Origin of the sequence: Eubacterium sp. 3_1_31, assembly GCF_964249515.1 — a bacterium.
GTDB lineage: Bacteria > Bacillota_I > Bacilli_A > Erysipelotrichales > Erysipelotrichaceae > Longicatena > Longicatena caecimuris.
On the sequence record NZ_CAXUBY010000004.1, the window covers coordinates 138,960 to 165,765 of the forward strand.

The 26,806-nt window shown below is 38.8% G+C and carries 31 protein-coding genes and 1 pseudogene; 2 read left to right on the forward strand and 30 right to left on the reverse strand.

Going from position 1 to position 26,806, the window contains the following annotated elements; all coding sequences use genetic code 11:
* Positions 1-30 precede the first annotated feature (30 nt).
* The 4 genes from fmt to gpr form a co-directional block, all read right to left on the reverse strand.
* Positions 31-960, reverse strand: a complete 930-nt coding sequence (gene fmt, locus ACESSZ_RS03150) for a methionyl-tRNA formyltransferase (RefSeq protein ID WP_008688628.1) — start codon at positions 958-960, stop codon at positions 31-33.
* Between the two features lie 51 nt (positions 961-1,011).
* Positions 1,012-1,302, reverse strand: a complete 291-nt coding sequence (locus ACESSZ_RS03155; RefSeq protein WP_008688630.1) for a hypothetical protein — start codon at positions 1,300-1,302, stop codon at positions 1,012-1,014.
* A gap of 1 nt (position 1,303) precedes the next feature.
* Positions 1,304-2,218: a stage II sporulation protein P gene (locus tag ACESSZ_RS03160; RefSeq protein ID WP_008688632.1), complete on the reverse strand. Its 915-nt coding sequence runs from the start codon at positions 2,216-2,218 to the stop codon at positions 1,304-1,306.
* Between the two features lie 84 nt (positions 2,219-2,302).
* Complete coding sequence (gpr, locus tag ACESSZ_RS03165) at positions 2,303-3,178, reverse strand: GPR endopeptidase (RefSeq protein ID WP_008688634.1); 876 nt, start codon at positions 3,176-3,178, stop codon at positions 2,303-2,305.
* Between the two features lie 103 nt (positions 3,179-3,281).
* Here gpr and rpsT point away from each other — a divergent pair, with 103 nt between their 5' ends.
* Both rpsT and ACESSZ_RS03175 read left to right on the forward strand, forming a co-directional pair.
* Complete coding sequence (gene rpsT / locus ACESSZ_RS03170; protein WP_008688635.1) at positions 3,282-3,548, forward strand: 30S ribosomal protein S20; 267 nt, start codon at positions 3,282-3,284, stop codon at positions 3,546-3,548.
* A gap of 254 nt (positions 3,549-3,802) precedes the next feature.
* Complete coding sequence (locus ACESSZ_RS03175) at positions 3,803-4,900, forward strand: transglutaminase domain-containing protein (protein WP_008688638.1); 1,098 nt, start codon at positions 3,803-3,805, stop codon at positions 4,898-4,900.
* 134 nt (positions 4,901-5,034) lie between these two features.
* Here ACESSZ_RS03175 and rseP read toward each other — a convergent pair whose 3' ends face one another.
* The 26 genes and pseudogenes from rseP to ACESSZ_RS03305 all read right to left on the reverse strand — a co-directional run bounded on the left by rseP (position 5,035) and on the right by ACESSZ_RS03305 (position 26,710).
* A complete protein-coding gene (rseP, locus tag ACESSZ_RS03180) occupies positions 5,035-6,105 on the reverse strand; it encodes an RIP metalloprotease RseP (protein WP_008688639.1) in 1,071 nt (356 codons plus the stop codon).
* Positions 6,102-7,262, reverse strand: a complete 1,161-nt coding sequence (dxr, locus tag ACESSZ_RS03185) for a 1-deoxy-D-xylulose-5-phosphate reductoisomerase (protein ID WP_008688640.1) — start codon at positions 7,260-7,262, stop codon at positions 6,102-6,104. The genes rseP and dxr overlap by 4 nt, the downstream gene beginning before the upstream one ends.
* Positions 7,259-8,038, reverse strand: coding sequence for a phosphatidate cytidylyltransferase (locus tag ACESSZ_RS03190; RefSeq protein ID WP_008688641.1), 780 nt, complete (start codon positions 8,036-8,038; stop codon positions 7,259-7,261). The genes dxr and ACESSZ_RS03190 overlap by 4 nt, the downstream gene beginning before the upstream one ends.
* 2 nt (positions 8,039-8,040) lie before the next feature.
* Positions 8,041-8,745 (reverse strand): undecaprenyl pyrophosphate synthase, encoded by a 705-nt coding sequence (uppS, locus tag ACESSZ_RS03195; protein WP_008688642.1) that lies wholly within the window; start codon positions 8,743-8,745, stop codon positions 8,041-8,043.
* Between the two features lie 273 nt (positions 8,746-9,018).
* Positions 9,019-9,561: a ribosome recycling factor gene (gene frr / locus ACESSZ_RS03200; RefSeq protein ID WP_008688643.1), complete on the reverse strand. Its 543-nt coding sequence runs from the start codon at positions 9,559-9,561 to the stop codon at positions 9,019-9,021.
* Between the two features lie 19 nt (positions 9,562-9,580).
* Complete coding sequence (gene pyrH / locus ACESSZ_RS03205; protein WP_008688644.1) at positions 9,581-10,294, reverse strand: UMP kinase; 714 nt, start codon at positions 10,292-10,294, stop codon at positions 9,581-9,583.
* 287 nt (positions 10,295-10,581) lie between these two features.
* A complete protein-coding gene (gene tsf / locus ACESSZ_RS03210; RefSeq protein WP_008688645.1) occupies positions 10,582-11,472 on the reverse strand; it encodes a translation elongation factor Ts in 891 nt (296 codons plus the stop codon).
* 297 nt (positions 11,473-11,769) lie between these two features.
* Positions 11,770-12,450 (reverse strand): annotated as a pseudogene (rpsB, locus tag ACESSZ_RS03215) (30S ribosomal protein S2); the annotation flags it as partial.
* Between the two features lie 238 nt (positions 12,451-12,688).
* Positions 12,689-13,606 carry a site-specific tyrosine recombinase/integron integrase gene (gene xerA / locus ACESSZ_RS03220; RefSeq protein WP_008688647.1) on the reverse strand — a complete coding sequence of 306 codons (918 nt, stop codon included), beginning with the start codon at positions 13,604-13,606 and terminating at the stop codon, positions 12,689-12,691.
* Positions 13,606-14,898, reverse strand: coding sequence for a methylenetetrahydrofolate--tRNA-(uracil(54)-C(5))-methyltransferase (FADH(2)-oxidizing) TrmFO (trmFO, locus tag ACESSZ_RS03225; RefSeq protein WP_008688649.1), 1,293 nt, complete (start codon positions 14,896-14,898; stop codon positions 13,606-13,608). The genes xerA and trmFO overlap by 1 nt, the downstream gene beginning before the upstream one ends.
* A complete protein-coding gene (topA, locus tag ACESSZ_RS03230) occupies positions 14,895-17,114 on the reverse strand; it encodes a type I DNA topoisomerase (RefSeq protein ID WP_008688650.1) in 2,220 nt (739 codons plus the stop codon). Before topA ends, trmFO begins: the two co-directional genes overlap by 4 nt.
* A 72-nt stretch (positions 17,115-17,186) precedes the next feature.
* Positions 17,187-17,924 carry a DNA-processing protein DprA gene (gene dprA / locus ACESSZ_RS03235; RefSeq protein WP_008688652.1) on the reverse strand — a complete coding sequence of 246 codons (738 nt, stop codon included), beginning with the start codon at positions 17,922-17,924 and terminating at the stop codon, positions 17,187-17,189.
* A 115-nt stretch (positions 17,925-18,039) separates the two neighbouring features.
* Positions 18,040-18,429 (reverse strand): hypothetical protein, encoded by a 390-nt coding sequence (locus tag ACESSZ_RS03240; RefSeq protein WP_008688654.1) that lies wholly within the window; start codon positions 18,427-18,429, stop codon positions 18,040-18,042.
* A gap of 20 nt (positions 18,430-18,449) precedes the next feature.
* A complete protein-coding gene (locus ACESSZ_RS03245) occupies positions 18,450-19,388 on the reverse strand; it encodes an SPFH domain-containing protein (protein WP_008688657.1) in 939 nt (312 codons plus the stop codon).
* Positions 19,389-19,413: 25 nt separating this feature from the next.
* Positions 19,414-19,839, reverse strand: a complete 426-nt coding sequence (locus ACESSZ_RS03250) for an NfeD family protein (protein WP_008688659.1) — start codon at positions 19,837-19,839, stop codon at positions 19,414-19,416.
* Between the two features lie 7 nt (positions 19,840-19,846).
* Positions 19,847-20,227 carry a hypothetical protein gene (locus tag ACESSZ_RS03255; protein WP_008688660.1) on the reverse strand — a complete coding sequence of 127 codons (381 nt, stop codon included), beginning with the start codon at positions 20,225-20,227 and terminating at the stop codon, positions 19,847-19,849.
* A gap of 213 nt (positions 20,228-20,440) precedes the next feature.
* Positions 20,441-21,064, reverse strand: coding sequence for a ribonuclease HII (gene rnhB / locus ACESSZ_RS03260; RefSeq protein ID WP_008688661.1), 624 nt, complete (start codon positions 21,062-21,064; stop codon positions 20,441-20,443).
* Complete coding sequence (gene ylqF / locus ACESSZ_RS03265; RefSeq protein WP_008688662.1) at positions 21,054-21,914, reverse strand: ribosome biogenesis GTPase YlqF; 861 nt, start codon at positions 21,912-21,914, stop codon at positions 21,054-21,056. Before ylqF ends, rnhB begins: the two co-directional genes overlap by 11 nt.
* Positions 21,904-22,482 carry a signal peptidase I gene (lepB, locus tag ACESSZ_RS03270; RefSeq protein WP_008688663.1) on the reverse strand — a complete coding sequence of 193 codons (579 nt, stop codon included), beginning with the start codon at positions 22,480-22,482 and terminating at the stop codon, positions 21,904-21,906. Before lepB (ACESSZ_RS03270) ends, ylqF begins: the two co-directional genes overlap by 11 nt.
* 8 nt (positions 22,483-22,490) lie before the next feature.
* On the reverse strand, positions 22,491-23,090 hold the full coding sequence (gene lepB / locus ACESSZ_RS03275) for a signal peptidase I (protein ID WP_008688664.1): 600 nt from the start codon (positions 23,088-23,090) through the stop codon (positions 22,491-22,493).
* 60 nt (positions 23,091-23,150) lie between these two features.
* Complete coding sequence (rplS, locus tag ACESSZ_RS03280; RefSeq protein WP_008688665.1) at positions 23,151-23,498, reverse strand: 50S ribosomal protein L19; 348 nt, start codon at positions 23,496-23,498, stop codon at positions 23,151-23,153.
* A 260-nt stretch (positions 23,499-23,758) separates the two neighbouring features.
* Entirely contained in the window at positions 23,759-24,514 is a 756-nt protein-coding gene (trmD, locus tag ACESSZ_RS03285) for a tRNA (guanosine(37)-N1)-methyltransferase TrmD (protein ID WP_008688668.1), read from the reverse strand.
* Positions 24,511-25,014 (reverse strand): ribosome maturation factor RimM, encoded by a 504-nt coding sequence (gene rimM / locus ACESSZ_RS03290; RefSeq protein ID WP_008688670.1) that lies wholly within the window; start codon positions 25,012-25,014, stop codon positions 24,511-24,513. The genes trmD and rimM overlap by 4 nt, the downstream gene beginning before the upstream one ends.
* Before the next feature lie 35 nt (positions 25,015-25,049).
* Positions 25,050-25,298, reverse strand: coding sequence for a KH domain-containing protein (locus ACESSZ_RS03295; protein ID WP_008688671.1), 249 nt, complete (start codon positions 25,296-25,298; stop codon positions 25,050-25,052).
* Between the two features lie 2 nt (positions 25,299-25,300).
* Positions 25,301-25,570: a 30S ribosomal protein S16 gene (rpsP, locus tag ACESSZ_RS03300; protein ID WP_008688673.1), complete on the reverse strand. Its 270-nt coding sequence runs from the start codon at positions 25,568-25,570 to the stop codon at positions 25,301-25,303.
* A 159-nt stretch (positions 25,571-25,729) separates the two neighbouring features.
* Entirely contained in the window at positions 25,730-26,710 is a 981-nt protein-coding gene (locus ACESSZ_RS03305) for a D-isomer specific 2-hydroxyacid dehydrogenase family protein (protein ID WP_017144644.1), read from the reverse strand.
* Positions 26,711-26,806: the final 96 nt, after the last annotated feature.

Here is a 26,806-nt window from a genome sequence, read left to right on the forward strand (position 1 = left end):
GTTGTGCTGAATCGAAATCAATGAATCTTATTATTCGCAGATACAACCGATAAGCTGTTTCCCCATTCCATTATAGAAGGATTTGGCATCTACTTTGGCTTTCCCTTCCATTTGAATCCTATCGACCAGAATATATCCATCTTTTGCCGCAATCGCATAACCATGTTCTAGCCAGCCAATGATTTCACCTGGTGTATAGGAATGGTCACAACGCATCATGCGCACTTTATGAAATTTTATCTTTTTCCCCTTCACAATCGCATTTCCTACTGGGAAAGGTATTAACCCACGTATATGATCGTATACCTTTTGGACATCCTCTTGAAAATTGATGTGCTCTTCTTCTTTTTGAATCGTATATGCAAATGTTGCCTCTTCTTCCTTTTGTTCTACAAAGATGGCACTGCCATCAATAATTTTCGGTATACTTTCACTTAATAAATCAGCACCGGCAACAGCAAGTTTCTCATATAAATCACCGGTCGTATCCTCTTGTGTAATCGCAACACGACACTGTGCCATAACCGCACCGGCATCCATTTTCTTCACCATCCGCATAATCGACATGCCACTTTCCTTATCACCTTCTATAATAGCTTTATGAATAGGAGCTCCCCCACGCCATTTTGGCAATAAAGAAGCATGTACATTTATGCTGCCATAAGTTGGGGCATCCAGTAACACTTGAGGAATAAACTGTCCATACGCACATGTAACAATCAGATCCATATCTAGTTTTAATAATTCTTGATATTCTGAACGAATAGACAATGGCTGATAAATCGGCAAATGGTTGGCAAGTGCACATTGTTTGACCTCTGACATTTTTAACTGCTGTTTTCTTCCGGCTTTTTTATCCGGTTGGGTAACAACTCCAATGACATCATAACCATCTTTTAATAAACGCTTTAACATCACTTGCGCAATGTCCGGTGTTCCCATAAATAAGATTTTTATCATTAACATCACCTCTGCTGTGGGTATTATAGCATGTTTTCAGTTACGTTTCATCTAATTTAGTAAGGAGTCAAACAAAGACGAAAGCACTTCCACTCCACCATGCAACGTATCAACGACAAAAGCACTGCCATACTTCGCCATGCGACTTGCTTTATTATCTTCCTTATCTTGTAAATGTACCTTCGTATTTTTAGGAGTAATCCTTTTATGCTGTGCTATAGTATCCTCAAAAGCTTCAACCTCTGCCTCGATGGAAGGAACTTTTTCATCCTGTTTTTGGACATAGCCTCCTAAGCCTACTAGTATGAGAATCAATATCGCATCCGCTAAAAACCGTTTCATGTTACCATCCCTTCTTCATTAGCTCATCAATACCCTGTGCAACAATACCTAAAGTGTTTTTTACTTCTTCAAATGTATTATAATCACTTCCACATTCCATTAACACGATACCTTTATGGACATATTGATTATAGTAAGCCTCTTGTCTGGTCATGACATGCTTCATAATACCATTTTTCCGCTTGTTGACCATGTCGGTTAGTGTCGTCGATATTTTGGTAGCGCTCTTTACATTCGAAGAACTGCCAGCCACGACCATCATTGCCTTTGCATACGTCTTATTGCCAATCTTGATATAGCTATACGCTCTTGGAACACTATCACGATGTAGATCAATGCATAAATCAAAACCACCATAATTCACCAATGCATCATTAAGATATTTATTGGATACGGTATATAGATCATTATAGGTTAACCCATGCGTATTACAATATGCATTAAAATCATTTGTTTCCAAAACAACCTTATATCCCTTTTTTTCTAAATGTCCTGCTAGGATCACAGCTGCATCCATGACTGTTTTACCACCTTGATACTTTTCATCCTGATGGGTATTGTAGATGTATATTTTCTTACCATTTGAAGGGACATTTTGTTTTTTATCCGTAGATGCATCCGAACTATTTTCCTTTTTTTCCTGTTTATTGTCACCAGGTACGATCATAGGATCCTCAAGTGTTGTTTCAACTTTAATTTCATCTTTGGGCAACGTCAAATTCTCGTTATAACTCCAAACATTGAGCTGTTTTTTTAACGAAATATCTTGTGCAACCACCTGTTGATGATAGATCAGATTATGCATGAAATCCTGCGAGTTTTCAAAACAATTTAACAAGCCATCATAAAACGGTGTCACATAAAGAAAGAGAACTAGCATTGCCAGTTTGACTATGATCTTGGCTGTATTTTTCATAAAAAGCACTCCCTTCTCTATACTTTATGAGAAGAAAGTGCGTATCATGTTGGGAAACCATCTTCTAATTTCGACAGTATTTGCTTATAGCTTTAAAAAATCAGGGTGAAGAAAACGATTTAAACTTTGTGATACAATATAGATCAAATGTTTTAATTCATCATCCATTGATTTTGGGGTGACAACAAGATCTAAATGTTTATTGCCATAAACACTTTCCAATATTGCTTCTCGATTAATTTCCGCTTGATCAAGAGCTTCGTTTAAGATTGCCCCGATACTTGTAACGGTGGCAACTCCAATAGCAATCACTGGCACATGTAAGGAATCTTCATTCAATGCCATGCGATGATTGCCAACACCACTTCCCGGTTGGATCCCGGTATTGTTAATTTGAATGACGCGATTGATACGGTTTAAGTTCCGCGTAGCTAACGCATCGATTGCGATCACCAAATCTGGTTTGTATAAAGCTGTCACACTTTGAACGATCGATAATGACTCCAATCCGGTCTGCCCCATGACTCCTGGCTGCAGCACTGCTACATTACGCGTTCCTTTCAACATTCGCGACGATTGTTGTGCATAAAGATGTGCTGTCACCAGAATTTCATTCGCTACTCCAGGGCCTAAAGCATCACTGGTAATAAAACGATTTCCTAAACCAACAACGAGTATCTTCTTCATCTTGATGTTCATATTGGCACTCATATGTTGTAAGTTTTCCAAAATAGCATCCACCATTTGCTCTCTTATATCGTGATCATACAAATCCTTACATTCAATGGAAACATAATCACCTTTCGCTTTTCCTAATTCATTTTCATCCAGCAATACTTTGATATAATTGCTTTTGATATTGGCATTTTGTTTTTCAATATGTTCATACGTTTTCGATCGGATATCGGCGCTCAATATCTCATCGGCAAAATCGCTACGTATCTGATAACTTTTGCCCATATTCATCACCTCTACCATAGTATGGAAATTTTTATCGTCCTTATTGCTTTTTTAAATTCTTTTTGTTATAATTTACTGGCAATTAGAATTTAGGAGGTGCAATATGCCACAGATCCAGTCTCAGAAAAAACGTGTAAAAACTAATAACAAGAGAAACCTGGCTGTTAACGCTCAGAAATCAGCTCTGAAAACAGCTATCAAAAACGTTCTGTCTGCTGTTGAAGCAAACGACAAGGAAGCTGCAGTTGCTGCCCTGAACACAGCAAACTCTAAGTTAGATAAAGCAGTTGCCAAGGGAATCCAGCACAGAAACTATGCCGTTAGACAGAAATCACGTTTAGCTAAAGCAGTTAACTCCATTGCTGCATAATGTCGATCGTAAGATCGATTTTTTTTATTCTCGAAAAAGAGTTGTACTTTTGCTATCCAGTTTAGTAAAATAGAACTAATGAGGTATGATAAAATCTCATTTAAGAGGAAAGCAATCAGTGAACTCACATCTTCATCTTTTATAAATGATATCAACCGTTATCAACCGCGGTGAGAAAGGTTGATAGAAAGGAAATGTATATTGTAAGTATGACTGCTTTGATGCGTTATGTACAATATATCAAGTGAACGTATATGAAAAAATTAGGCGTCCTATTGTTGTGTGCGGGTTTATTACTAAGTGGGTGTTCATCAGCTGTTAAAGAGCCAATAGCTGCAACAGCTGAAACCATGAAGATGTATCAATGTGGCAGAGATCATCTGGATAAGAAAATACAACCTTCTTATGATGCTGTCTTACAAGGATATAAAAATTTAGATAAAGAAATTATCTTAAAAAATGTTACGATTTCTGACGTGAATGATATTCATGCAGCTATTAAGATGGATCATCCTGAACTTTATTATCTTGAAGACAGTTTTGATTATGTAACAGATAAAAACGAATATGAAAGCAAAGCTACGTATTTATTCTTAAAACCAAGTTATCGTATGATCAAAAGTGAAATCGAAAGTCGTGATAAAGAAATCAAGCAAGTAACAGAAAAAATAATCAATACTGCAAAAAAGAAAAAAAGCGATTATGAAAAAGTAAAATATGTATATGATTATTTAATCGATCATACCTCCTATGATGAAAAAGCCAAAGAGAATCAGAATATATTAAGCACCTTTCTTGAACATAAAACGGTTTGTGCCGGTTATGCAAAAGGTATGCAATATTTATTGAATCAGATAGGTGTTCCCTGCACGTATATCACCGGTTTTACACGACCGGACAAAAGAGATGTATCCCATGCATGGAACATGGTAAAAATGGATGGCAATTACTATTATATGGATGTTACCAATGGGGATATGTTAAATAATACAAAAGAATCACGATATATGTATTTTGCTATGACCAAGAAACAGATTCTTGCGGAAAATCGACCATTCACAGATGATTATATGGAAGACACACCTTCCCGCAAAGATTCTTACTTCATGAAAGAAGGAGCTTATTTCACTTCTTGTGATAAGCAGCAGATGACAAAGCTTATCCAAAAAAGTGCAAACAAAGGATATCGTTTGGTTTTCCAATGTTCCAGCAAAGCATTAGGTGAACAACTCGATCAGATGCTGACAGCGAATAACTTTATTTTTAATATGACTGGATATGATTATTATGCTTATTATCGTTACGAAGATACCAACACTTATATTTATGTACCAGATCATCAAAAGCTTTAATCCTTCTATTACACATTCATGATAACACGCATATGAAAAAGGTCCCTACACGCACCGTTTGATGAAACATTGGTGGTTGAAGAGGACCTTTTTTTATGTGATTAGAGAACAACGCACAATACTAGCAATAGAAATCAAAATAAGCGAACTATATCATTCCAGGTTGCTAGCACCATGATACCAACGATCATTAATAAACCAGCCATCATGATAACCGACTGCATACGCTCACTCAATTTTTTCCCTATCAGTGTCTCGATCAGAATGATGAATATACGTCCGCCATCTAAAATGGGAATCGGAATCAAATTGACAATACCTACATTTACTGATAATAAAGCAATTAAGGCTAAGGTTGATAATAAACCATCCTGTGTTGTCTGTGCCGTAATCTGGAAGATTCCGACCGGACCACTCAGATTATTTAAACCGACGCCACGAACAAGCTTTCCCAAGGAATCCATAATACTGGTAACAGAGCTAACCATCCGCTGCGTTCCATATGGAATAGCTTCCCAGAAAGAAATTTCTTTAGCGGCACTTTGCGGATAGCCAATACCTAAAATATATAAGTTTTCATCTTTATGAAAGGCGGCTGTTCCTTGTAGGGTTACCTGCTTTCCATCCCGTAGGACGGTATAGGTAATTTCTCCTGGATAATATTGCAAAAACTCCATGATTTCACGTGTAGAATCAGGTGTTAATGTTTCCTTTTTACTTTTGTTTTCTAAACGGATGATTTCATCCCCTACGTGAAAACCGGCTTTCTGTGCAGGTGAATTTTCTACAACACTTGCCACGATTGGCTTTGGCGGTACACTTACACTACCCTGACATGCAGTGATACCGATAAAGATCAGCCATGCCAACAAAACATTCATAAAGGCTCCGGCAGCCATCACGATGACCTGTTTCCAAGGCTTAATTCCATTTAAGGTTCGCTCAAAAGGAATATCTAATTCATCTTTTTCATCACTTTCTTCATCTTCTCCAGCCATGGCCACAAACCCACCGATAGGCAAAGCACGAATAGACCAAGCAGTTTCTCCTTTCTGCTTCTGCCACAGCAAAGGACCCATACCAATCGAAAATTCTTTACAATATACACCAAACTTCTTAGCCGCTAGCAAATGTCCAAACTCATGAACAATGACAATTGCGCCTAGAATTAATACAAACCACAATAAATTTACAATACCACTCATTCCATAGCCCCTTTCCACATATCTTTTACAAACCGTCTGGCGGCTGCATCACTTTCTATAATATCTTGCAATGTTGGTTCAGCAATAAAACGTACACCTTCCACTGCCTTAATTACGGATGTTTCAATATCCAAAAAGGCAATTTTCTTATTTAAGAAAAGACGAACGGCCTCTTCATCTGCAGCATTCATAATAGCACCAAGATTCCCACCTTTTTTGCCTACTTCAAATGCCAATTTTAATAAAGGATATCGTTCCATGCTTGCCGGTTCAAAATGCAAGGTAGCAAATTTGCCAAAATCGAATGGTTCATCATTATACATCTTCAAACGTTGCGGATAAGAAAGGGCATATTGAATTGGCAGACGCATATCCGCTGTTCCTATTTGCGCAATAATTGCATGATCCTGAAACTGAACCATTGAATGAATGGCACTTTCGCGATGAATGAGTACATCGATTTTTTCATAAGGGATATCAAACAAATAATGTGCTTCTATCACTTCAAAGCCTTTATTCATCATGGTAGCAGAATCAATCGTGATTCTTCCACCCATATTCCAGTTTGGATGATGCAAAGCTGCTTCTACACTGACGTCTTGCAACTGCTCACGCGTCAGATCACGGAAACTGCCTCCACTAGCAGTGATGATCAACTTATCAATACTATCATGTGTATTGCCTTGTAAACATTGGAAAATGGCAGAATGTTCTGAGTCAATCGGATATAGAGGAACCTGATGTTTCGCTAATGCCGCTTTCACTAGCGGTCCTCCTGCTACCAAGCTTTCTTTATTCGCCAATGCGATAACCTTATGATTTGCGATTGCTGTTAAAGCCGGCAACAATCCACGAAAACCAACTACAGCATCCACAAAAATATCATATTCTGCTAAACCGGCTAACGCTTGCAGACCTTCATCGCCGCTGTACCATTGTTTATCTGGATATTCTAGTCGTAAGACTTCTTTTACTTGTTCATCTGCTACACAAACATGTTGAATCGATGGTATCTTCGCTAACAGCATTTTTAATTTCTCGATATTTTTACCGACGCTTACCGCCACAATGGAAAATTCATCCTTGTGATGCAATACGACATCTATCGTTTGGGAACCAATGGAACCACTTGCTCCTAATAAAACAATTCTCTTCATAATGTTAACACCACCAGTATTAAGTCAAAACAAATAAAATTAAAGACCAAGGAATCTACTCTATCTAATACACCGCCATGCCCTGGTAACAAATCAGAAAAATCCTTAATCCCAAAATTACGCTTGATCGCGCTGAAAGCTAAATCACCGATTTGTCCGGTAATCGTCAATATCAAACTCGCTGCTAAGATTTGTGGCAAAGTCATCGTATCAATTAAAAAGTATGCGAGGGCAAAAGATAAGGCAGCCCCCAATAACCATCCCCCAAAGGCACCTTCCCAAGTCTTTTTAGGAGAGATACGAGGGTTCATTTTATGCTTCCCTAAAAATCTACCACAGAAATATGCACCGGTATCACAGCCATAAGTGGCGACAATGATATACCAGACATATAACGGGTTGCGATCGTATATATGCAAAAAACCTCTAGCAATTATAAAGAAAAAAGTTATATAGGCGATACATAAAAATCCATCTTTCGCATGAAAGCGTTCAGTAAAAACAGGAAGGGATAAAAAGCAAAGGACAAAGATTCCTAACAAAGGAAATAATAAGGCATCTTTTTTGATAAACGTTAATGCAAATACACAGGCGATTGCCAAAGGTTTTATCAGCAAGGGCCATGTTTCGTCCTTCTGCTCACGTAGTGCCATCAATTCCAAACCACCCGCAACAATGATAAATGATAATAAGGCATATAATAATACACCACCAAACACCAAAGGAGGAATGACACAAGCGATGATAAGAAAAGCTGTTATGATTCGCGTTTTCATACTCATAAACCTCCAAAGCGGCGATTGCGATGTGTATATTCATCAATCGCTTCTACTAGACAGTCACGGTCAAAATCCGGCCACGTAACTGGTGTGAAAATCAATTCGGCATAAGCTAGTTGCCATAACAGAAAATTAGATATGCGAAGTTCCCCACTTGTACGAATCATTAGATCAAGTTCTGGCATACCTTCACTCATCATATAATGACCAAACGCTTCTTCATCAATTGCGGCATCAGCTATACCACGTACTACATCAGCCGCATAACGTTGTGCCGCCAAGGTGATTTCTCTTCTTCCGCCATAATTTACGGCAAGACATAAAATAAGTCCGGTATTATCTTTTGTTTGTTCCACTGCCGTAGTAATAACAGAACGTGTCTCGTTAGGAAAACGCTCAATTTCACCTAAAAAGGTAACGCGAATATTGTTTTTCTTTAACTCTGCTAAATAGCGTTGAAAGAAAAGTTTAGGCAGTTTGCAAAGATATTCTACTTCACTCTCTGGACGTTTCCAATTTTCTGTAGAAAATGCATAGCAAGTTAATGCTTTTACCCCTAACTCATTACATGCTATCGCGATTTTTCTTATATTCTCCGCCCCCTGCTTATGGCCAGCAGTTCGCGGTAACCCTCTTTTTTTCGCCCATCGGCCGTTTCCGTCCATGATGATGGCAATATGCTGCGGGATGATTCTTCCTTCCATGTCCAGCAACCTCCTATAACTACATTGTATAATTTAACTCTGATATTATATCATAAAAGATAGAAACATTGTATCTATGCGCAGCATTTCATCTAAAAAAGTGTCGAAAACTGCATCTTTTCTTTCAATCTGCAAACAGTCATAAACGGATAATTTCGGATTATTTAATTGTCGCGTTTTCTTATTAAATCACTGAACTTCAAATAATCACAATGTTTGTTTACACTTATACATGAAAAAAAGGAAAGCTATCCGCTCTCCCCTTCGTTACAATTAAACCTTCATAATTTCTTTTTCTTTTTCACTGACTTCTTTTTCAATTTTCTTAGCAAATTCATCTGTTAATCTCTGTACTTTTTCCTGCATTCTCTTCGCATCATCTTCTGTTAATTCTTTATCTTTTTTGACTGCATCATTCGCTTCACGACGTACATTACGAACAGCAATCTTTGCTTCTTCTCCCATCTTATCTGCTTCTTTTGATAGTTGTTTACGACGTTCTTCAGTCAATGCTGGCACATTCAAACGAATGACCTCACCATCACTTTGAGGCACCAATCCGGTGTCACTTGTCGCAATTGCACGTTCAATATCTTTTAAAGTAGAACGATCATAAGGTTTGATCATTAATTGACGTCCTTCTACGACCTTAATACTAGCAACCTGATTGATAGGTGTTTCACTTCCATAATATTCAAAATGTACATGTTCTAACAAAGATGCGTTTGCTACTCCTGTGCGAATCGTTTTTAAATTTTCGTCAAGCTTCTCTACTGCTTTCTCCATTTTGTGTTTCGTTACATCTAACAGTTCCATAGTTTCGTGTCCTTTCTTTTTATCTATGATCTTTTGAAATTACTGTACCCGTAATGTCTCCACGAACAGCTTTCAAAATATTTCCGCTTTCATTCATATTAAATACTACCAGATCAATATCATTATCCATACACATACTGGTAGCTGTAGTATCCATGACCTGCAATCCTTCCTGAATCAGATCCATATAAGTTAAAGCATCATATTTAACAGCCTCAGGATGTGTTTTAGGATCCGCATTGTATACTCCATCTACACCGTTTTTGGCCATCAAAATGACATCAGCACCGATTTCACTGGCACGCAATGCAGCCGTTGTATCGGTAGAAAAATAAGGGTTTCCTGTACCTGCGCCAAAAATTACGATGCGGCCTTTTTCCAAGTGACGTAATGCACGACGCACAATAAATGGTTCTGCCACTTTTTGCATCTCAATAGCCGTTTGCACACGCGTAGGCACGCCTTCTTGTTCCAACGCACTCTGAACAGCCAATGCATTTATGACCGTCGCAAGCATTCCCATATAATCCGCCTGTACACGCTCAATTCCCATCGTTTCTGCCATTTTACCGCGAATGAAGTTTCCACCGCCAACAACAATGGCTAAATCCACACCAAGCTCATGAATTTCTTTCAATTCTTTTGCCAACGCTTTTAAAATTTGTGGATCAAATGAATTACCAGGTGAAGATAAAGCCTCACCGCTTAATTTCAATAATACTCTTTTGTACATGTCTACTTCCACCTTTACTTTTGTCGTTTTTTTAACTCTCCACTGTATATTATAAAGAAAAGATTTACAAAAAGGAAGAGCTATTCTCCTTTTTTTCATTTTTCTTTGGATACTTACAGACAAGACTATCATCTTACTGAATAAACTGAAAACCAATCCTCATTTGCGAGCACAGTAAGATCCAACTATATTCCATATCTATGGTAATTGTGTCTACATATCGTCATTCTTTTTTAAGGATATCCCCTTAAAAAAAGAGAAGTCCAATGACCTCTCCCTATCGTTAATTATCCACCAAATGCCTGGCTCATTACTTCTTCAGCAAAATTATCCTGGCGTTTTTCAATACCTTCACCAACTGCATAACGTACGAAGCTTACAACGTCACAGCCATTTTCTTTCAGGTACTGTGCAACCTTCATGTTTGGATCCAAGAAGAATTCCTGTTCTACCAAGCACAGATCTTTCAAGTTCTTGCTGATCTTACCTTCAATGATACCAGCCAATACTTTTTCTGGTTTGTTAGCCAATTTTTCATCGTTTTTAACGATTTCAGTCTGTACTTTTCTTTCATGTTCTACAACTTCTGCAGGCATTTCATCACGGTTTACATACTGTGGAGCCATACTTGCAATCTGCATAGCGATGTTTTTAGCAACAGCTTCATCAGCTTTACCCTTTAAGGTAACAAGTGCAGAAATCTTTCCGCCCATGTGCATATAGCAACCGAAGAATTCATCATCTGCTTTTTCAACTACTGCGATACGACGTAAAGAAATCTTTTCACCAATCGTAGCTGTTGCTGTCGTTACAGCATCCGCAACAGTGCCTTCACTTGCAGCACATGCTAAAGCAGCATCTAAATCAGTAGGTTTGTTTTCAATTAACACACCCTGGATTTCATCCAACAGACCTAAGAACTTTTCATTCTTAGCAACAAAGTCTGTTTCAGAGTTTACTTCAAATACAACACCGGTATTTCCATTGACAGCTGCACGAGTCAAACCTTCCGCAGCGATGCGGTCATTTTTCTTAGCAGCCTTAGCAATACCTTTTTCACGCAGCCAGTCGATAGATTTTTCCATATCTCCATCACACGCTGTCAATGCTTTTTTACAATCCATCATACCTGCGCCTGTTCTTTCACGCAGTTCTTTTACCATTGATGCAGTAATCATTTTTTCATTTCCTCCTTTTCGTGATTATTCAGCAGTATTAGTTTCTGCTGGTTTTGCTTCTGTTGCAGGTTTTGCTTCAGTAGCTGGTTTTACGTTTTCACGTTTCTGATAAGGAGCTCTGCCTCCACGTCCACCATTGCGGTTACGATCGAAATTGTTACGACGGTTACGACGTTCTTCATTTCTCTGACGACGACGTCTTTCATTTTCAGCAATCTGCTCTTCAACATTGATGATAACATCTTTCATTGTTACATCTTCTTCGTTTTCATCAACACTGTGTGCTACGCTTAACAATCCGCCTTTTGCTTCTACGATTGCATCTGCCATCAATGTTGTGATCAATTTTACAGAACGGATAGCATCATCATTTGATGCGATTGGGTAATCTACCATTTCTGGATCACAGTTAGTATCTACCATAGCGAATACAGGGATACCTAATTTCTTAGCTTCTGCAACAGCATTGTGTTCTTCCTTAGGATCGATAACAAACAATGCGTTAGGCAGTTTCTTCATTTCCTTGATACCACCTAAGAAGTTTTCCAAACGTGCTTTCTGTTTCTTAACCTGTGCGATTTCTTTCTTAGGATACAGATCTAAAGTTCCGTTTGCTTCCATTTCTTCGATTTCTACTAAACGTTTTACACGTTTCTGGATTGTACGATAGTTTGTTAATAAACCACCTAACCATCTCTGGTTTACGAAGAAACTTCCAGAACGTAATGCTTCTTCTACAACTACAGCCTGTGCCTGTTTCTTTGTACCTACAAATAATACCTTACCGCCTTTTTCAGCGATTTCTCTCATTGCAGCATACGCAGTGTCCAGCTGTTCTAATGTTTTTTCTAAGTTGATGATGTATACACCATTTCTGCTTGCGTAGATGTTTGGTTTCATTTTTGGATTCCATCTACGTGTCTGATGACCAAAATGTACACCAGATTCCAATAATTTTCTCATTGATACTACTGACATGAAAATATCCTCACTTTCCGTTTTTATCCTCCATCACTTCAAACTGCAGCAACTTATCATTGACGCTTACTTAACGCATCTAAAGCACGGGCTGCGGAATCCATGATGTGTGTTGTATGCGAACTTCGTCGCACCGTTGTTTATTATAACATAGAAAAGCCCTAATTCAAGGGCTTTTTTTATTTTTTTACAGAAATTGGCGCCATTGTTTGCTTCACCATTCATAAATATGATCTTACTATGTGTTTTCTTTGCCGGCACGAGGATGTGCATGTTCATATGCACTTTTTAAGCGATCCTGTGTCACATGGACATAGATTTGTGTCGTAGATAAGGAAGCATGTCCCAACAATTCTTGCACAACACGCAAATCAGCTCCATTATCCAATAAGTGTGTGGCAAAGCTATGACGAAACATATGCGGATGAATATGCAGATGCAGATGGCACTTTTTAGCAGCCAATTCCATGCGATATTGCACACCGCGACTTGTTAATGGCTTGCCCTTCTGATTCACAAAGACATATTCATGTTGCAACGTATTCACCCATTTTGGGCGTACATGTTCAATATAATCAACGAGACGTTCTTTTGCCAGATCATAGAAAGGAACCAAGCGTTGTTTATCTCCTTTGCCAACGATATGTAAGATATTATCATGGAAATCAATATCGGATAAGCGTAGATTTACTGCCTCACTGACACGCAAGCCACTGGCATACATCAATTCAAATAATGCACGATCACGAACATCTACCGCTTCATGCAAATCAAACGATGCTAGAAATAATGCAATTTCATCATAAAATAGAAATTCCGGGATCCTGCGTGTTTGCTTGGGTGCTTTGAAATATAAGAACGGATTGTTTTGCACCCCAACATACTCATTCAAGTAACGATAATAGGAACGCAATGAACTTAGCTTACGGGCAACCGTGGCATTTTTCATCGTTCCCTGTCGGCCATCTCGCTCACGCAGATGACTCACATAATTCATCACGATGATGCGATCTACATCATCTAAGCTCATGATATTCTCACTTTTTAGAAAATCCAGAAATTCTGTAATATCACGCTGATACGCATCCTTGGTATGTGCACTCCCGCTATTGACCGTATCTAAATAGTCTAAAAACCGCGTCAGATAAGATTCCATCAGTCAAACAATTCCCGATAGCTGTCAATAACTGCCAATGCTTGTTTGCCAAAGGCTTCTTTACGATCTTTTTTCTTCACCTTGGCTTCTAGCTGCATGATGCCAAAATTCGCATTCATCGGTTGGAAATACTTTGCGGATGCATGCGTAATATAATTGACCATAGAGCCAATTACGCAGGTGCTTGGCAAGGTAACAACTGCCTTTCCTCTGATCAGATTTGCCATGTTTAAGCCCGCCAACAATCCACTGGCAGCACTTTCTACATAGCCCTCCACGCCAGTCAATTGCCCGGCAAAAAACAAATCATCCCGCGTTATATGCTGATAGGTAGGACGCAACACCTTTGGGGCACACAAATATGAATTGCGATGCATGACACCATAACGCACGATGGACACGTGTTCCAATCCCGGTATCATGGATAAGATACGTTTTTGTTCGCCCCATTTTAAATGTGTTTGAAAACCAACGACATTATACAAGCTGGCAATCGCGTTATCCTGTCGTAACTGGACCACTGCATAAGGCAAACTACCATCCGGCTTTTCTAAACCGACAGGCTTCATCGGTCCAAAAAGCAACGTTTTCTCGCCACGGCGTGCCATTTCTTCAAACGGCATACAACCTTCAAAGAAGGTTTTATCAAAATCATGCAGTTCCGCTGTTTCCGCATGTAATAAAGCATCATAAAAAGCGTCAAATTCTTCTTTGTTCATCGGACAATTAATATAGGCAGCTTCTCCTTTATCATAACGTGATTTTACATAAGCCTTGGAAAAATCAATGGATTCTTTTTCAATGATAGGAGCTGCCGCATCATAGAAATGGAAATAATCCTCATGGGTCATTTCCTGAATTGCCTTACTTAGAGCATCACTTGTCAATGGTCCACTGGCAATAATCACCGGACCTTCAGGAATCTTCGTTATCTCTTCACGAACAACCTCCACCAAAGGGTGTTCACTTAAAATTTTAGTGATTGTTTCGCTGAAAGAGGTACGATCCACGGCCAAGGCACTACCAGCCGGTACACGGTGAGCATCCGCTGCCTTCATGATCAATGAATCCAAATGCCGCATTTCTTCTTTTAAAATACCAACTGCATTTTGTAAAGAATCACTGCGCAAAGAGTTTGAGCAAACAAGTTCTGCAAACTGATCACTGTGATGGGCATCACTGGATTTTAACGGACGCATCTCTACTAATTTCACAGGGATCCCACGTTTGATCAACTGCCAGCAGGCTTCACAGCCCGCCAATCCGGCACCGATTATGGTTACTTGTTTCATTCTGCTTCCACCTCTGTCGCTTTCTTCTTAACTGTTTTTTTCACGACTTTTTTAGCCGTTTTCTTTGGTGCTGCCTTTTTCTTGTCAGTTGTTTCCTCATCACTCTTTTTCTTTTTTGGCTCTTTTTTGATATACCGGCATTTAGGATAATTGCTGCAGCCGATGAAGGTTGTGCCAAAGCGTGATTTACGCTGTACAAGTTCATGACCACATTCCGGACACATTTCACCGGTTGGTACAGGTTCCTCCTTTGGCTTATTGCTTTTAATATATTTACAATCCGGGTAATTGCTACATGCCAAGAAAGAACCATAGCGTCCTTTCTTCATGACCATCTTACTACCACATTTTGGACAGACTTCTTCACTTTCAGTATTTTCCTCTTCATTTTCACTTTTCGTGTAACGACAAGTAGGAAAATTAATACAGGATACAAATTTCCCATAACGTCCGATACGATACACCAATTCGCTGCCACATTCCGGACAAGTTTCACCGGTACGTTCCAGCTCCTTTTTCTCCATATGCTCATAAGCATTTTCCAGTAATGGTTCAAATTCATTATAGAATGTTCGCACTTCTTCGATGTTGTTACGTTTTCCTGCTGCGATTTCATCTAAGTGATGTTCCATGCCTGCCGTATACGAAACATTGATGATGTCCTTGAAGAATTCTTGCAATTTGGCATCCGTCAATTCCCCTTGTTCACTAGGGATAAAGACTTTGGTCTTACTGCCTTCACTTGGGCGTTCTAATGATACATAACCTCTAGCTTGCAATGTATCAATAATAATAGCATACGTTGAAGGACGACCTATGCCCTTTTCTTCCATTTCTTTGATCAAGCGAGCTTCACTATAACGTAAAGGTGGTTCTGTGAAATGCTGCTTGCCTTCCAATTCCACATCCTTTAATTGTTCCTGTTCTTGCAATGGTGGCAACATCTCATCTTTTACTGTTTCATAATCGTGATATACTTTCAAATAACCATCAAATGTCAGAATCGAACCATTGGCACTAAACTCACAGCCATTTGAAACAATTTGCGCATTCACGACATCACTTTTGCTCGGTGCCATTAAAGAAGCCAGCGTTCGTGCATAAATCAGCTTATACAATTTGTACTGATCATTTGTTAAATATGGTTTCACTTTTTCCGGTGTATTGAAAACACTGGTAGGACGAATAGCCTCATGCGCATCCTGTGCATTTTCATTATTTTTCTGGCGTGCACGACCTTTATACTCCTTACCATAAACTTCTTCAATATATGATTCAGCATCTTTCACGAACACGTCTGATAAACGCGTAGAATCTGTACGCATATAAGAGATAAGACCTTCACTCACCCCATCTGCTAAGGGCAGACCTTCATAAAGCTTTTGGGCAATCTGCATCGTCTTTTTTGCTCCGAAATTTAACTTTGTGCTGGCCTCCTGTTGTAACGTCGAAGTGATAAAAGGCATTCTTGCTTCTTTTTTACGAACCTTTTTTTCAATAGCGGACACAACAAAAGCAGCACAGCGTTCAATGATAGCATCTACATCTGCCTGTGTTTTTAATTCTGCCTTTTTGCCATCCACTTTATTCAGACTGGCACTGAATTGTTTGCCATTTTTTTCGATATTTGCTGCTAACGTCCAATATTCTTCGCTCTTAAAAGCGCGAATTTCATTTTCGCGTTCAACGATCAAACGCAAAGCAACAGACTGTACTCGTCCTGCTGACTTTGATTTTATTTTACTTTGTAATAACTTTGATAACTTAAAACCGATGATCCGATCCAGCATGCGTCTTGTTTCCTGACTTTTCACCAAATCCTGATCAATCGTACGGGGATGTTGAAATGCTTCTGTTACAGCATTTTTCGTAATTTCATGAAAGATGATACGATTTTCTTCTTCCATATCTAGTTCTAATACATTTGCCAAATGCCAAGCAATTGCCTCACCCTCACGGTCAGGGTCACTTGCTAGAAAGACATGTTCACTTTTTTTGGCAAGATCTTTTAATTCTTTTACGACTGCACGTTTATCAGAGCTTATCTTATACGTAGGTTCAAAGTCATGCTCCACATCAATGCCTAAGCCACCTTTACCTGTTGTCGCAAGATCACGTATATGTCCCTTGGAAGAAACGACATGATAGTCGCCACCAAGATATTTTTCTATGGTTTTCGATTTGGAAGGGGATTCCACGATTACTAAATTTTTCATTTTTAGCCTCCTAGCCTAAACTACACGTCTTTTATTATTTGTTTTTTTTTAGCATTTGTCAAACATTTTATGCTAAATCATGCGAATATCTTGTTCATCTACTAAAATCATTGCACCTTGTGCAATTAACGTATTGCTTCCTTTTCCTTCTCGTTGATCCATCGGATGTGGTACACAATAAATTGGTATATCCAGCGAAAGCGCCTCATTAACAGTTAGCATTGTGCCACTTCGCATCCCTGCTTCCACAACGATAACAGCATCACTCAAGGCCGCAATTAAGCGATTGCGCCAAGGAAAATGATAGGGCTTTGGCGGTGTATGGGGTGGATATTCACTTAGGACCAATTGCTTTTTGGCCATGATTTGTTGAATATCGGCATTAACTTTCGGATAATACACATCCAATCCACACCCCATTATACCGATTGTATGCTGAGCAAGAGCTTCGCGATGTGCAATGCCATCGATTCCCTTGGCAAGCCCGCTCACAATGCAATAGCGCAATGCTAAGATTTTGGTGATTTGTGCGCACATCTTACTTCCATAAGCGGTTGGCTGACGGCTGCCTATGACAGCCACACTTCGCTGTTCACATAAAGCAAGATTACCTTCATAAAACAAAATCCACGGTGGACATTGCAGCCTTCTAAATTTGCAAGGATATGTAGGATCGACAATTGTAACATAGGTACATGAACATGCTGGTAAATTCCATGCTTTATTTTCCTTAATGGCTTCGCGCATCTTATACCAATCCCCTTTATACTGTATCGCATAAGCTAAAATTTGTTCTCGATATTGCATCATTTGAACCTCCTTACTTTTATATACGACACAGATAGGTCTTTTTCGTAAAAGTGCTTTATTTTATCAAATAATATAAAAAGAGCCCTATTTTCATAAGGCTCCCATGCAACATAGTTTATAAGATTGCTGTACGTTCTTCATAAGAATCAGCACGCAACATTAGCAACATGCTTATCAATAACAACAAGATAGCAATTACATTAAACAACAAAGCGCTAGTATGCAGATGTTCAACAAATTCGGCCATGATCTTCATGCATGCTCCAGCTATACCGAAGATGTGTCCGGCATGCAGTTCAAATCGTATGGATACATGTTTTTTCGCATATTGCTTGCGTTGTAGCAAATATACAGCAACAACAAGTGATATACAGACAACATCACTCAAAAGCTGATAAGATTTCCCAAACGCGTAGCTTTGTGGGTACAAAACATACAAGAGCTGAAAGATTGTTGCTATCCAAAAGCTACACGCTATGGCAATTCCCGTTTTGCGATATTTCATGTCCTCTTCCTCAGGACAAATTAATTTTTCTTTTTCAAATCTGGCAGAAAGTCTTTTTCTGCATCGTCAATCAGAATTTCACGAGCACTTGTCAACAATGAGGCCATATTCTGTAATTCACTAGGTACAACGATCTTCGTAGCCTTGCCATCTGCCATTTTTTCATAGGTTTCCAAGCCTTTTAAGCTTAAATATTCCTTGGTTGGATTCGCTGTCTTGATCATTTCAATACCACGTGCCTGTGCCTCATAAATACGTTCCATTGCCTGTGCCTGACCTTCTGCTTCAGCAATCATCGCTTCTTTCTTAGCTGTTGCGCGTAAAATGACTGCTTCTTTTTCACCTTCAGCTGTTAAAATAGCACTTTTCTTTTCACCTTCCGCACGTAAGATGGACTCACGACGTTCACGTTCTGCACGCATCTGTTTTTCCATCGCTTCTTGGATATCGCGCGGTGGGATGATATTTTTTACTTCCACTCGGTTGACTTTAATTCCCCAAGGATCGGTTGCTTCATCCAAAATTGAACGCATTTTCGTATTGATGATATCACGTGATGTCAAAGTTTCATCCAATTCAAGATCACCAATGATATTACGTAATGTTGTAGCAGTTAAATTTTCAATAGCCGTAATTGGTCCGACAACTCCATAAGTATAAAGTTTAGGATCGGTAATCTGAAAATAAACAACCGTATCAATTTGCATTGTTACATTATCCTTTGTGATAACCGGCTGTGGAGCAAAATCTTTCACAACCTCTTTTAACGTTACCTTATTAGCTACACGATCAACAAAAGGTACTAAAAAATGTACACCGGTATTCCAAGTTGTATGATATGCACCTAAACGTTCAATTACAAAAGCCTTTGCTTGTGGAACAATACGCACCAAATAGGCAAACAGCCCAATGACAATCAATGCCACTACTACTAAAATAATAATTGTAAAAATATTCATCATTTACCCTTCTTTCTTTTTTATGTTAAACCGCTTTACGAACAAGCAGTTTAGCACCTTCGATTGCAATTACTTTCACTCTTGCAGCTTTTTCAATTGGTGTACCATCTACACTTATGGCATGCCATAAGGAGCCATTCACCTTTACTTCTCCCCATTCATCTGCCATGATCGGTTTTACCACAACACCAAATTCACCAATGCAGCGATCCGCATTTGTGGCAATTGTATTCCCACGTAAATAACGGGATGCAATTGGTCTTACCACAAGCATACTGACAATAGAAACAATAGCAAAGCCGGCTATTTGTACCCATATAGGAAGATTTAACAGACTAAGCAAAACAGCAATGATACCGCCAACGGCGAACCAGATAGAAACCAAGGCTGTCGGTGTGATTAATTCTACTACCAGTGCCGCAATACTGATGCCAATCCAGATTACTACCATGTTTTCTTCACCCCTCATTCTTGTTGATCAGGTCTTTTAAATCTGCTATCAACATATTTTCTTTTTCATCAAAGCGAGCATTGACTTTTAAACCATCCATCTTCTGATGCGTCAGTAATGCGATTTCCTCCATGATTGCCTTGTTTGTGATTCGGGCATAACCTTTACCCAGTGATATTTTATGCAATTGATCCATTTCTACTAAATGCAAATCTATTTCGCGCTTACTTACCGGACGTATTCCCAATTGACTGTTTTCCGCATCAATACCAATCATGCACCATCGCACATCTTCAAAGTAACCGGCTGCGCTACTATTCAGCGTGATATTACTGGGATATAACGTCAAAATCAGCGTATATACATTACCTTTGACCCATGTAAACATCCTGACACCACCTTTCTTATTCATATTATATTATTTTTCTTATTTTTTTGCAACCACTATTCTTACTTTTCTTATTTTTCTTATAATACAAACAATTTACTCACAGTGTTCTCAAAACTTCTCATCCTAGGTGATGTTCTAATGCAATCGTCTAATGCGATTCTATGCTAATCTTAGTAAAAAAGAAGCAGGCACATACTGCTTCCTTATCTGCTAAAGATCAAATACCAATTGTTGCATAGCCGCAACCGGACCATAACTTTTTCGATAGATATCGTTAATCACTCCATAAGTATGCATTGCCTCAAGATGCCCTTTCGTAGGATATCCTTTATGCTTTGCAAAACCATATTGTGGATACTGTTTATCATACGCGCACATAATACAATCCCTTGTGACTTTTGCCAAAATACTGGCAGCCGCAATACTAACACTTTTCTGATCTCCCTTTACTAAAGATATGACATCCAATGACGCATTGGGCAAGGGCATGGCATCTGTCAAAACACCATCAGCATCATGAAAGCTGTTCGATAATTCCAGCATCGCCAACTGTGTTGCTCGATAAATATTTTGTTCATCGATTATTTGAGGAGAAACAATCTTAATATGATATTCACTAGCCAATTGAATGATTTCTTGAAACAAGGCCTTGCGTTTCTTCTCACTGAGTTTTTTTGAATCATAAATACTTTCATGCGAAAAACCAACAGGAAAGCTGACTGCTGCTACAACCAATGGTCCAGCAATAGGACCACGTCCAGCTTCATCAATACCAATGATTTTCTTTTTACCTTCTTTCCACCAAGCTATTTCATAAGCATTCTCACACTGCATCCGGAACCTCCCAGCTAATTGGACCAAGCTTATCATCACGCAATTCACGCAAAAACGTTTCAATGGTGCGCTTTTCATCGATTTCATGATTACGCATGTAGCCACGCTTTTGCGCAATTCGATTTAACATTTCATAAGGGTCTGAGCACAATGCGATATCATAACGTTTCGTTAATGCTTGCGCATGATGCTGCAACAGATAGCGCATAGCCCAAGCTGCAATTTCCTCTAAAGGCAATATTTCATCTCGGATAGCACCGGTGATGGCCAACAAGATACCAACACGTTCATCTTCAAACTTCGGCCATAAAACACCTGGTGTATCTAATAATTCCAAATCTTTATTGATTTTTGACCATTGCAGTGATTTCGTAACACCCGGGCGATCTCCGGTAACAGCAATTTTTTTCTTTGAAATCTTATTGATAAATGTAGATTTTCCTACATTGGGAACACCAACCACCATAGCACGCATCGCACGCGGTTTCATGCCCCTTCGTATCATACGCTCAATTTTCGCCTGCATCAGTGTCTGTACAGCTTTTACGATCTTTGGCGTAATATTTTCAGTTATGATATCCAAAGCTAAGACCATTGTGGACGCATTGCTCAAAGTCTGAATCCATGCCTTTGTAATAGCCGCGTCAGCCTTATCTTTTTTAGAAAGAATGATGAGTCTTGGCTTTTGCTGAATCAATTCTTCAATCATCGGATTCTTGGAAGCATTAGGAATACGGGCATCTCTTAATTCAATAACCAAATCCACCATCTTCATCTTATCTTGCATTTCACGTTTTGCTTTGGTCATATGACCCGGAAACCATTGTATTCTTATCTTATCATTTTCCATAATTTACATACCTCGCTTGTTCAAAAGGATAATAGACAAACATGCCTTTCGCAAGTATTTGACTTCGCTTAAAAGGCCCCACACTCTCTGAGCGTGAATCCAAAGAATTAACGCGGTTATCACCAACCAGCAAATATTCATCTGCTTTTAATGTATGCTTAGGATAATCTGCTGTAAACATACCTTTTTCTTTCTCAATACGTTTTCTATACGTGTTGTCTAAAAAGGGTTCTTTAACCTCTAAATCATTGATAAACAGTTTGTTACCTTTATATTCTACAGTTTCATTGGGCAAACCGATAACACGCTTCACCCATAAATCATCATCAGATGCATGTTTTACTACAACGATATCAAACCGTTTGATATCGCTTAAATAAGATGCTGCAACATTGATAAAAACCTGTTCCCCATCCTTTAAGGTCGGATACATAGATTCCCCCACGATTGTCTTACCTCGCAACACAAAGGTAAACATCAATAAGACGATCAGCATACAGACGGCAAACATTCTCACAGTATCTATAACTTGATAAAATCTATCCCATTTTGTTTTTTTCTTTTGCATGAACTCACCTACTTTGGTATATGTATCTTATGAAAAGGGAAAATGACCAACGCATCCTTTCCTTTGATCTGGCTGCGTTTAAAAGGTCCAAAGTCACGCGAATCACGTGAATTGATCCGATTGTCTCCCATTAGCCAATACTCATCTTCCTGTAAACACACTTCGGTAAAATCTTCCGTAAATGCATCGACAGTATCACGTATGGCATTTGCCCATTCATTATCTAAATACGGCTCATCTAATGCCTTATCATTCACATATACTTTATCATCTTTACAAGATATGCGATCCCCCGGTAAACCAATTACGCGTTTAATGATCATGCGATGCATCTGCTTATTCTCATAAGCTATAACGATATCCCCACGCTCTATTTCTTGAAATTTTGCACTGAACGCATTGCTTAGCGCAAAGTCGCCTTCTTCAATCGTAGGAAACATGCTTTGTCCACTGACGTGAATTGGTCTTACAGCAAAATTAATGGTAAGGTATACAAGCACGAAGCATGCCAAAAAAATCTTCAATAACGATAGAAGATTACTGCCGATAACTCTTCCCAGAGTCTCGTCACGTTCTTGTCTGTGTTTGCTGTTCACAGATTTGTGCATTGCGACTCCTCCACAATCTATAAAAGAAAAAGCCGGAACATATCCCGACTTTTCTCATTCTTAACGAATTTCTTTAATACGAGCAGCTTTACCTGAACGTCCGCGAAGATAATATAATTTATTTCTTCTAACCTTACCGTGACGGACAACTTCAATCTTCTCAACAATTGGAGAGTGGATTGGGAAAGTTCTTTCTACCCCAATCTGGTTAGAAATCTTACGAACTGTAAATGTTTCAGCGATTCCTCCACCCTGACGTGCGATTACCAGACCTTCAAAAACCTGGATACGTGATTTGTCGCCTTCTTTAATCTTAACGTGTACACGAACGGTACTACCAGATTTAAAGAAAGGGATGTCTTTCTTCAATTGAGATTTTGTTACTTCATTAACTAACTGTAAATTCATACTCTCGGCGCTCCTTTTCTACAATATATTTACGTTGGGCTCATAAACAATTAAGACGTCCAGCGGAACCTCGTTTGCCAATAGGCTTATTGATTATAGCACACTTTCGTTTCTCTTGTAAATAGGAATTTGTAAAATTTTACAGTCATTCATGAAGACACTGCTCTTTGGAAAGTTCGGGTTCTTTCCCTTATAATCATACCATTTTTCATGCCCATCTGAAAAGAAATTACATAAATTTCGCAAATTCTTTATATTTCTTAAGATTTATCATTTTTTGTATGCAAATCTTCCTTTGCTTCTTTTCGCACTTCTTCCATCAATTCTTGTTCTTCTTTAGTAAAAACACGTGTAGCCAACAAATCCGGACGGCGCTCCAGCGTTTTCTTTAAAGACTGTTTTAGCCGCCAGCGTCGGATATTCGCATGATGGCCACTCAGCAATACCTCTGGCACCCGCTGCCCTTCAAATTCAATCGGACGCGTATATTGTGGATATTCTAAAAGACCATTTTCAAAAGAATCATCCGCATGACTATCTTCTAAAATCACACCATCCAGCAAGCGAATGATGGCATCGCTCATCACCATTGCTGCAGGTTCACCACCTGTTAAGACAAAATCCCCTAAAGAAAGTTCTAAATCGACATACGAGCGAATGCGTTCATCAAAACCCTCATAATGTCCACAAAGAAAAATCAAATGATCATATGTTTTCACAAAATGATGTGCTGTTGCTTGCGTAAAAGTCTCTCCTTGCGGTGATAACATCACCACATAGGAAGATGGCGTACGAATATCCTTCAGGCAATCAGCAATCGGCTGACAAGATAAAACCATTCCCTGTCCACCACCACATGGGGTATCATCAACATGGTTATGCTTATCTTTCGTATAAGCGCGAAAATCAATCGTTTCAAAGGTAACCAATTCACGTTCAATTGCCCGTTTAATGATAGAGGTTGTAACAAAACTGTCAAAAAATTCAGGAAACAATGTCATGACTGTAATCTTCATAATAACCCATCCATCAGCTTAATCACAATGCATTTCTCTTCACGCTTAAATTCCTGCACAAATGCTTTTACATATGGAACTAAAAATTCGCGTTCTTCATTGCGAACACGCAAGATGGCATTGGCACTAGTTTCTAACACCTCGATTACATCTCCTAAATATCTTCCCTCTTCATCCAATACTTGACAATCTTGTAATTCAAAGAAATACGCCTCATCTTCTTCTAATGCATGCAGTTGTTCCTCGCTGATAGAAAGAAGACTGCCTTTCCATGCCTCAACCTGATTGATATCATCATATCCTGCAAACTTCACAATCAACAACTGTTTCGCCCATTTTGCATACTCCACGCAGACATCAAGAAGCTGTTGCTGATATTGAATATGAATATGTTTTCCTTTCGCAAAACGGATATCGACAAAATCCGTTGTAGGTTTCACTTTAACTTCGCCACGTAAACCATGTGTATTTACCAGTATTCCTATGTTGATTTCGTTCATATGATCCTCCTGAAAAAAGGATGCTTTCCTGCATCCTAATAAGATTCGAATTTAATTGTAACTCGTTTATCTTCTTTTCTTGATGCCACAGACATCATCTGACGAATTGAAGATGCCATGCTACCGCGTCTTCCGATCAATCTGGCTACATCTTCACTGTTTGCATATACATACAATAAGATTTCATTTTCATCCAATGTATCCATTTTCTTCACAGAAACACTCGCTTTATCTTCAACCATCGGTGTTACAAGATCCAATAACACTTTTTCGTAATCAATCATACTTACTTAGCGTTTTTTTCTTCGTGCAGACGTTTCATGATGCCCTGTTTAGACAGAATGTTACGTACTGTATCAGAAGGCTGTGCTCCATCTTTCAGCCATTTTACAGCTAATTCTTCATTTACTGTGATAGATGCTGGATTGGTTGTTGGATTGTAAGTACCGATTGTTTCAATGATACGTCCATCTCTAGGTGAACGAGAGTCAGCAGCTACTATTCTGTAGAAAGGTTTTCTTTTAGAACCCATTCTTTTTAATCTTAATTTTACCATGTATTTTTCCTCCTATATTGCGTTATGCTTGTTTATTGTACCATATTTTTATAAGGTGTCAAGTATTTTTCCTTTACACCTTTTATTTTTTATACATGTTTCATTCGTTCAACAATAAAATATTGCTTTTAGCCAAAAAGCTATATCCTGGATTGGTATTTATAAGATTCGCATAGCATCTTCTTCCCCTTCCATAAACGCAAGACAGCTTTCCATTGAGTGATAGACCATATCGCGATTAGAATCATCTGTCAGAAATGCCATATGTGGAGATAAGATTACATTAGGATAACTATTTAAAAGCAACATTTCTCGTGAAGGCAACACTCTTCCCTTTTGTTTTTGATAATAAATACCTGTTTCCCCTTCTACCACATCGAAAGCAGCTCCTTGAATCTTACCCTTTTCAATGCCTTTTATCAGAGCTTCATTATCAATCAAAGCGCCTCGCGCCGTATTAATCAAAATCACACCATCTTTCATCATAGCGATACGTTCTTGATTAATGATATGATAAGTTTCCTCATGCAATGGCAGATGCAGTGTGATGATGTCACTTTTTTTCAACAAAGTTGCTAAATCGCAAAACTGCGCATACGGAAGTAGTTCTGGTTTTATATGTCGATTATAAGCCAAAATATCACATTCAAAACCTGCCAAATGACGTATCAGCGTCGTGCCGATATTGCCGCAACCGATGACCCCTACTATCTTCCCCTTTAAATTTCTGCCTTGTACAGATTCAAAGGAATAATCTTGCAATTCCGTGCTCTTCATAATAAGTTTCATTTTTCTAAGCGTCATCAGAATCAGCATAATTGTATAATCGGCAACACTTTCCGGGGCATAATTGGCATTCCCTATTCCCATACCTACTTTTTTAGCAGCTGCCAAATCAATATGATCATAACCTATCGTACGTGTTGAAATGAAACGCACACCCTTACGATGAAAGGATTCAATAAGGGCCGCATCACAAGGTGTCGATAAGATGCTGATACATGGATAACCACATGCCAAATGAGCATTTTCTAAGGTTGGACGTTTACTGCATGCAGCATACGCAATTCCATATCGTTTTGCACATTCTTCAAAATATACACGTTCTTCTTCTCGAAAACCATAAACAAACACTTTCATGAGACATCCTCCTTATAAGAAAGAGGCTGTAACGAAATAGACTGAATTGACAAGTCTATGAGGTTACACCTCTTTTTTCTATGCTTTGTTCTGAAA

Excerpts from the sequence above, each read along its gene's own strand:
- fmt (WP_008688628.1), bottom strand. The coding sequence starts at position 960 with ATGATAAAAATCTTATTTATGGGAACACCGGACATTGCGCAAGTGATG.
- ACESSZ_RS03155 (WP_008688630.1), bottom strand. The coding sequence starts at position 1,302 with ATGAAACGGTTTTTAGCGGATGCGATATTGATTCTCATACTAGTAGGC.
- ACESSZ_RS03160 (WP_008688632.1), bottom strand. The coding sequence starts at position 2,218 with ATGAAAAATACAGCCAAGATCATAGTCAAACTGGCAATGCTAGTTCTC.
- gpr (WP_008688634.1), bottom strand. The coding sequence starts at position 3,178 with ATGGGCAAAAGTTATCAGATACGTAGCGATTTTGCCGATGAGATATTG.
- rpsT (WP_008688635.1), top strand. The coding sequence starts at position 3,282 with ATGCCACAGATCCAGTCTCAGAAAAAACGTGTAAAAACTAATAACAAG.
- ACESSZ_RS03175 (WP_008688638.1), top strand. The coding sequence starts at position 3,803 with ATGAAAAAATTAGGCGTCCTATTGTTGTGTGCGGGTTTATTACTAAGT.
- rseP (WP_008688639.1), bottom strand. The coding sequence starts at position 6,105 with ATGAGTGGTATTGTAAATTTATTGTGGTTTGTATTAATTCTAGGCGCA.
- dxr (WP_008688640.1), bottom strand. The coding sequence starts at position 7,262 with ATGAAGAGAATTGTTTTATTAGGAGCAAGTGGTTCCATTGGTTCCCAA.
- ACESSZ_RS03190 (WP_008688641.1), bottom strand. The coding sequence starts at position 8,038 with ATGAAAACGCGAATCATAACAGCTTTTCTTATCATCGCTTGTGTCATT.
- uppS (WP_008688642.1), bottom strand. The coding sequence starts at position 8,745 with ATGGAAGGAAGAATCATCCCGCAGCATATTGCCATCATCATGGACGGA.
- frr (WP_008688643.1), bottom strand. The coding sequence starts at position 9,561 with ATGGAACTGTTAGATGTAACGAAACACAAAATGGAGAAAGCAGTAGAG.
- pyrH (WP_008688644.1), bottom strand. The coding sequence starts at position 10,294 with ATGTACAAAAGAGTATTATTGAAATTAAGCGGTGAGGCTTTATCTTCA.
- tsf (WP_008688645.1), bottom strand. The coding sequence starts at position 11,472 with ATGATTACTGCATCAATGGTAAAAGAACTGCGTGAAAGAACAGGCGCA.
- xerA (WP_008688647.1), bottom strand. The coding sequence starts at position 13,606 with ATGGAATCTTATCTGACGCGGTTTTTAGACTATTTAGATACGGTCAAT.
- trmFO (WP_008688649.1), bottom strand. The coding sequence starts at position 14,898 with ATGAAACAAGTAACCATAATCGGTGCCGGATTGGCGGGCTGTGAAGCC.
- topA (WP_008688650.1), bottom strand. The coding sequence starts at position 17,114 with ATGAAAAATTTAGTAATCGTGGAATCCCCTTCCAAATCGAAAACCATA.
- dprA (WP_008688652.1), bottom strand. The coding sequence starts at position 17,924 with ATGATGCAATATCGAGAACAAATTTTAGCTTATGCGATACAGTATAAA.
- ACESSZ_RS03240 (WP_008688654.1), bottom strand. The coding sequence starts at position 18,429 with ATGAAATATCGCAAAACGGGAATTGCCATAGCGTGTAGCTTTTGGATA.
- ACESSZ_RS03245 (WP_008688657.1), bottom strand. The coding sequence starts at position 19,388 with ATGAATATTTTTACAATTATTATTTTAGTAGTAGTGGCATTGATTGTC.
- ACESSZ_RS03250 (WP_008688659.1), bottom strand. The coding sequence starts at position 19,839 with ATGGTAGTAATCTGGATTGGCATCAGTATTGCGGCACTGGTAGTAGAA.
- ACESSZ_RS03255 (WP_008688660.1), bottom strand. The coding sequence starts at position 20,227 with ATGTTTACATGGGTCAAAGGTAATGTATATACGCTGATTTTGACGTTA.
- rnhB (WP_008688661.1), bottom strand. The coding sequence starts at position 21,064 with ATGCAGTGTGAGAATGCTTATGAAATAGCTTGGTGGAAAGAAGGTAAA.
- ylqF (WP_008688662.1), bottom strand. The coding sequence starts at position 21,914 with ATGGAAAATGATAAGATAAGAATACAATGGTTTCCGGGTCATATGACC.
- lepB (WP_008688663.1), bottom strand. The coding sequence starts at position 22,482 with ATGCAAAAGAAAAAAACAAAATGGGATAGATTTTATCAAGTTATAGAT.
- lepB (WP_008688664.1), bottom strand. The coding sequence starts at position 23,090 with ATGCACAAATCTGTGAACAGCAAACACAGACAAGAACGTGACGAGACT.
- rplS (WP_008688665.1), bottom strand. The coding sequence starts at position 23,498 with ATGAATTTACAGTTAGTTAATGAAGTAACAAAATCTCAATTGAAGAAA.
- trmD (WP_008688668.1), bottom strand. The coding sequence starts at position 24,514 with ATGAAGATTACAGTCATGACATTGTTTCCTGAATTTTTTGACAGTTTT.
- rimM (WP_008688670.1), bottom strand. The coding sequence starts at position 25,014 with ATGAACGAAATCAACATAGGAATACTGGTAAATACACATGGTTTACGT.
- ACESSZ_RS03295 (WP_008688671.1), bottom strand. The coding sequence starts at position 25,298 with ATGATTGATTACGAAAAAGTGTTATTGGATCTTGTAACACCGATGGTT.
- rpsP (WP_008688673.1), bottom strand. The coding sequence starts at position 25,570 with ATGGTAAAATTAAGATTAAAAAGAATGGGTTCTAAAAGAAAACCTTTC.
- ACESSZ_RS03305 (WP_017144644.1), bottom strand. The coding sequence starts at position 26,710 with ATGAAAGTGTTTGTTTATGGTTTTCGAGAAGAAGAACGTGTATATTTT.